The organism is Actinocorallia libanotica (assembly GCF_039525175.1).
Taxonomy (GTDB): domain Bacteria; phylum Actinomycetota; class Actinomycetes; order Streptosporangiales; family Streptosporangiaceae; genus Actinocorallia; species Actinocorallia libanotica.
This window is the reverse complement of the sequence record NZ_BAAAHH010000091.1, coordinates 1-4,137: the sequence shown is the minus strand read 5'-3', so window position 1 is coordinate 4,137 and position 4,137 is coordinate 1. Positions and strand designations below refer to the sequence as shown.

The following is a 4,137-nucleotide window of genomic DNA, read 5'->3' as shown; positions in this document are numbered from 1 at the left end:
CGAGCCAAAATTAAACACCTTCCGGACAATCCCATTGTAGTGGGACCACTGTCCGGAACCTTCGGGGCGCTTCAGAGGTCTTGTTGGTGCAGATCGGCGAGCCAGGAGAGGGTTTCGGGGCCGAGGAGGGTGTGGTTGGGGAAGGTGACGGAGAAGGTCGAGACCTTGTCCTCGAAGCCCGGCGGGCTCATCCCGGCCGCTCTCAGCGTGCTGGTCATGGTGCGGATGCCCGAGCCGCGGTTCTCGCAGACGGTGCGGGTCTCTCCCGGGAGGGGAACGTCCTCCAGAAGCCTGATGAGGGAGGCGTTGCGGGCCGAGGAGATGCCCTCTTCACCGAGTCGGTCGAGGGTGACCGTGCCGAACAGGCCGCCGGGATTGCGGATGGTGAGCCTGTCGGGGTACATCTCGATCTGGACCTGGGTGCCGCGTGAGCCGGGGGACAGGTCGCGGTGGACGAGAGCATTGACGATCGCCTCGCGCAGGGCGGCTTCGGGGTAGTCCCACACGTCCTGACGGCCGGCGCCGGAGATGACCGCCCGGCGGGACATGTTCCGTCGGACCACGGCGAGCGCGTCGCGGACCATGACGGGGACAGGGCCTTCGAGGGAGACGTTGTCCAGGAACCGCTCGCCGGACCGCAGCGGCTCACCTGTCGGGGTCGGGTAGTGGACGAAACTGACCATCAGTTGAGGAAACCGCTCCTGAGGGAACACTCCGAGTGCCAACAGCCCGCCCAGGGACGGCACGAGCCCGCCGTCCTCGTCCGGTACCAGGACCCGCGCCCGGCGCAGAACGTCCTCGACATCCAGGTCCTGGAACGCGTAAGGCCGACTGACCCTCAGGCGGGCGACGAGCGCCTCCACCATCCGCGGGTCGAGGTCCTCCAGGCCGGAGCCGGGCACAGGCCGCTCATCCTCGACCGGTTGCCCGCGGGAGGAGAGCATCAACTGGATCTCATACGGGCTGAGCCGCCTGTCCCCGTCGCCGACCCGTACGAAACTGCCCTTGCTCATGCCCGCGCCCTTGTAGAAACACGGCTTGCGGGCGGGTTCCAGTTCCGGGACCTCCGCGACGAGCACCCGCACACCCTCGAACTCGTGCAGGCCGATCAACGGGCGCAGCGGTGGCTCCATCTCCTCCGAGCACATCGACGCCAGGTCAGCGGCCATCTTGGCCGGATCGCCCAGCCCCGAGGCCGTGAACCCCGCAGCCTCGTCCAACCCCAGAATGATCACACCGCCGCCGGTGTTCGCGAACGCAGCCAACGTCTCCCGCAACGACTTCGGCAGCCCGCCCTGGGCCTTTTTCACCTCGACATCGGCGATATCGGCACCCAAGGCGCGGAGGTTCTCCACGATGTCGGCCAACTCGTCCACGCGCACGGCTTCTCCCGACGACCTCAACCATGCCAACTAACATGGCAACAACATGCTAGTTGGCATGTGCATGGATTGAGGCGCGGACACGAAAGCCGAGACGGGCACTCTCTCTGATCGCAAGGACGAGCTCAGGCTCCGGGTAGCAGAGATTTCTGGACCCGATTGGCGATCTTCGTGGCCTTGATCACGGACGGGTTCTGGCCCCGCCCTGGATTCGGAAGGCTTGGGCGGCAGGGGTGTTTTGACGTTGGAGCCAGGTGTCGAAGTCTTCGCGGCGGTAGCGGGGATCGAGGGGTATAAGGCGGATCTGGGGCCGGTCGTCGAACCACCAGACGCAGAGCTCGAGGATGGTGCCGAGGGACGGCCGGCGCTCGGTGTCGTTGGGCAGGTGGAGGCCGTCTACGAAGCCGCCGATCGGGAGGCCGAGGTCTATCCCGATCCCGGCGGCTCTCGGCTGTGGAACCCAGACGACCGTCCCGGAAAAGTGTCGGCCGAGCCGTAGTCGGGGTCTGAGCCGGGCCCAGGCTTCTGGAGCCGGGTCGTATAGGTCGTCGTGCCAGGGTTCGGCTGGGTTGCGGTGGTCGATGACAGGCTCCTGGAGCGAGGGCTCCGGCGATATCCCGGGTCTGTCGATCAGTGCCGACCTGCCTGCTGGGCCGCCACGCTGCCCCACCCGCTGAAAAGCAGCGTTGGTCGGGTCGCGTAGCGACCCAGCCAACATCATGAAAGATCGAGGTCGATCTTCTGATCCGTAGCCATTCGATCTTGAATGCCGTTCACGCAGGTGAGAAGCGTATCCGTCGGCTTCAGGCCGAAGTCTCGGGCGCGTGTCAGGTGGATGCGCAGGGCACATGCTTGGACGGGAAGAGTCGGCATTCCCTGCCAAGGGTGACCCTTGCTATCCGGCTTCGTCTCATCTCCGGGCGAAAACGCTCTGCGTGAGCAGCTCGCAATCTAGATCATCGAGTGAGGTGTCAGCGGCAACGGCGAGGCCGCCGGATCGGACATTGATCCGATTTCTGCTGGAATTCGAGCCGGTGATCTCTCGGCCTGCGTCATGATGAGCTTGTCGGCCTACAGCAACACGGAAAGACCGCCACATGCCCACACCGATCTTCATCATGCTGCTCGTCGTGGCCCCCATCGGCCTTGGCGCACTTACCGGAAGCGGCCTTGTCGTCTTCATCGCACTTGCGCTGGTACTGATCGTCAACCCGATCATCTGGAAGGTCCGCAAGGATCGGTATTTCAATTCGGAGCAGTTCCAGGAGCTGAGGTCAGAGACAGTATCCGTCGTTGCCGAACACAACGATGTCGTGAACTACGTGGCAGAGATTCGATCACAGGGTTCGTTCGAGCTCGGAGCGCCTTCCGCTACTGGTCGGTATGCGCATCTGGCGACGTTCGAGAACAACTCGGTATGGAATAACCGCCGCGATCGCAACGTCGCCGAATACGCGCCGCATGTGCACAATGCATCCCTGCAGGTCGTGCGCAACGCTAGCATGGACCCGATCAAGTACCTTATGAAGTACTTTTCCATCAAGGCCGACCAGGAGACCTTGGCTGACGTTCAGCGTGTCGCCGAGGATATCTCACGGCTGGAGGAGGCCGTTGCCAACGTCAAGGGCCGCGAGGCAGCGATCGCTGCGCGGATCAATCCGCCCGCATTCATCCTCAAACGCTATACCGAGGAGTTCTGGACCCAGGTCGGTGCCCATCTGTCACCGATTGCAGTGCCGTACCCTCAGTACAGGTTCCAGTACACGTCTGCCGGCGGCAACAGCGCTCAGACGACGAGTATCGAACTCAACACCCCCACCCTTGAAGCGTTGTCCGAGAAGCTCGTCGAGAAAATCCGCTGGGCGAAGTCGGCAGCAGGACAGCGCGCGCTGATGACCGTGCGACTTCGAACTCAGATCAAGGAACGCGACCGCTATACCTGCTTGCAGTGCGGCGTCTCGGTGGCCGCCGAACCGCACCTCTTGCTTGAAGTCGACCACATAAGGCCGGTGTCCAAGGGCGGTCTCAGCACGCCCGAGAACCTCCAGACGCTCTGCTGGCGCTGCAACCGCTCGAAGGGCGCGAGGATGGTCGGGTAGCTCATTCGAGTGGGCGCCGTTTAGGGTTTTGTCTGTTCGCGGTGAAGAGTTCTGGTCAAGGTTCGTTGGCGAGGCCGCGTCCGACGATGATCTGCTGGTAGACGTCCGGAACCTTCGGGTCGCCTCAGACCTCCCAGCCTCCGCCAATGGCCACCGCCTGGGCGTCGCCATCACGGTCGCACTCGCCTACGGCCTGCGCCGCGGTAAGGTCCTCGGCCTGTACTGGTCCGCCCTCGGCCTGGAGGACTGCGGCAGGTTGCTCGGCGCATGGCGTCTAGCTGTATTGACCTGCAGAGTTGTTGACGCGGGTGATGGGTGGCATGCCGCCGAGGGCGGTGTGGCATCGGTGGTGGTTGTAGGTGTGCAGGAAGTCGTCCAGTGCTGCGGTTCGTTCGGTGTTGGTGGCGTAGGGGCGGAGGTAGGCCCATTCGTCGAGCAGGGTGCGGTTGAAGCGTTCGATCTTGCCGCCTGTCTGGGGCTGGTAGGGGCGGGTGCGTTTGCCGGTGGCGCCCAGGTCGGCCAGGGCGTGCTGCCGGCTGTTGATTTGTGGTAGGTCCAGGCGTTGTCGGTCAGGACCCTCTTGATGTGCCCTGCCGATTCCGGACAGCTTATTTGCGGTTAGTTCACGCCGCGAGCTGCCGTTCGAGGTACTCGTT

3 protein-coding genes and 1 pseudogene are annotated in these 4,137 nt (G+C 63.9%); 2 read left to right on the top strand and 2 right to left on the bottom strand.

The annotated features are described in order from the left end of the window. Positions 1–71: 71 nt before the first annotated feature. Positions 72–1,376 (bottom strand): ATP-binding protein, encoded by a 1,305-nt coding sequence (locus tag ABD140_RS39635; protein ID WP_344248179.1) that lies wholly within the window; start codon positions 1,374–1,376, stop codon positions 72–74. 226 nt (positions 1,377–1,602) lie between these two features. On the opposite strand from ABD140_RS39635, the gene ABD140_RS39630 reads away from it, so the two are divergent. Beyond that, complete coding sequence (locus ABD140_RS39630; RefSeq protein ID WP_344248177.1) at positions 1,603–1,881, top strand: hypothetical protein; 279 nt, start codon at positions 1,603–1,605, stop codon at positions 1,879–1,881. Positions 1,882–2,479: 598 nt separating this feature from the next. After that, the gene (locus tag ABD140_RS39625; protein WP_344248175.1) at positions 2,480–3,481 is read left to right on the top strand and encodes an HNH endonuclease; all 1,002 of its coding nucleotides are present in this window, start codon (positions 2,480–2,482) and stop codon (positions 3,479–3,481) included. A 274-nt stretch (positions 3,482–3,755) separates the two neighbouring features. Here ABD140_RS39625 and ABD140_RS39620 read toward each other — a convergent pair. Further along, positions 3,756–4,066: pseudogene (locus ABD140_RS39620) on the bottom strand (integrase core domain-containing protein); the annotation flags it as partial. Between the last annotated feature and the right edge of the window lie 71 nt (positions 4,067–4,137).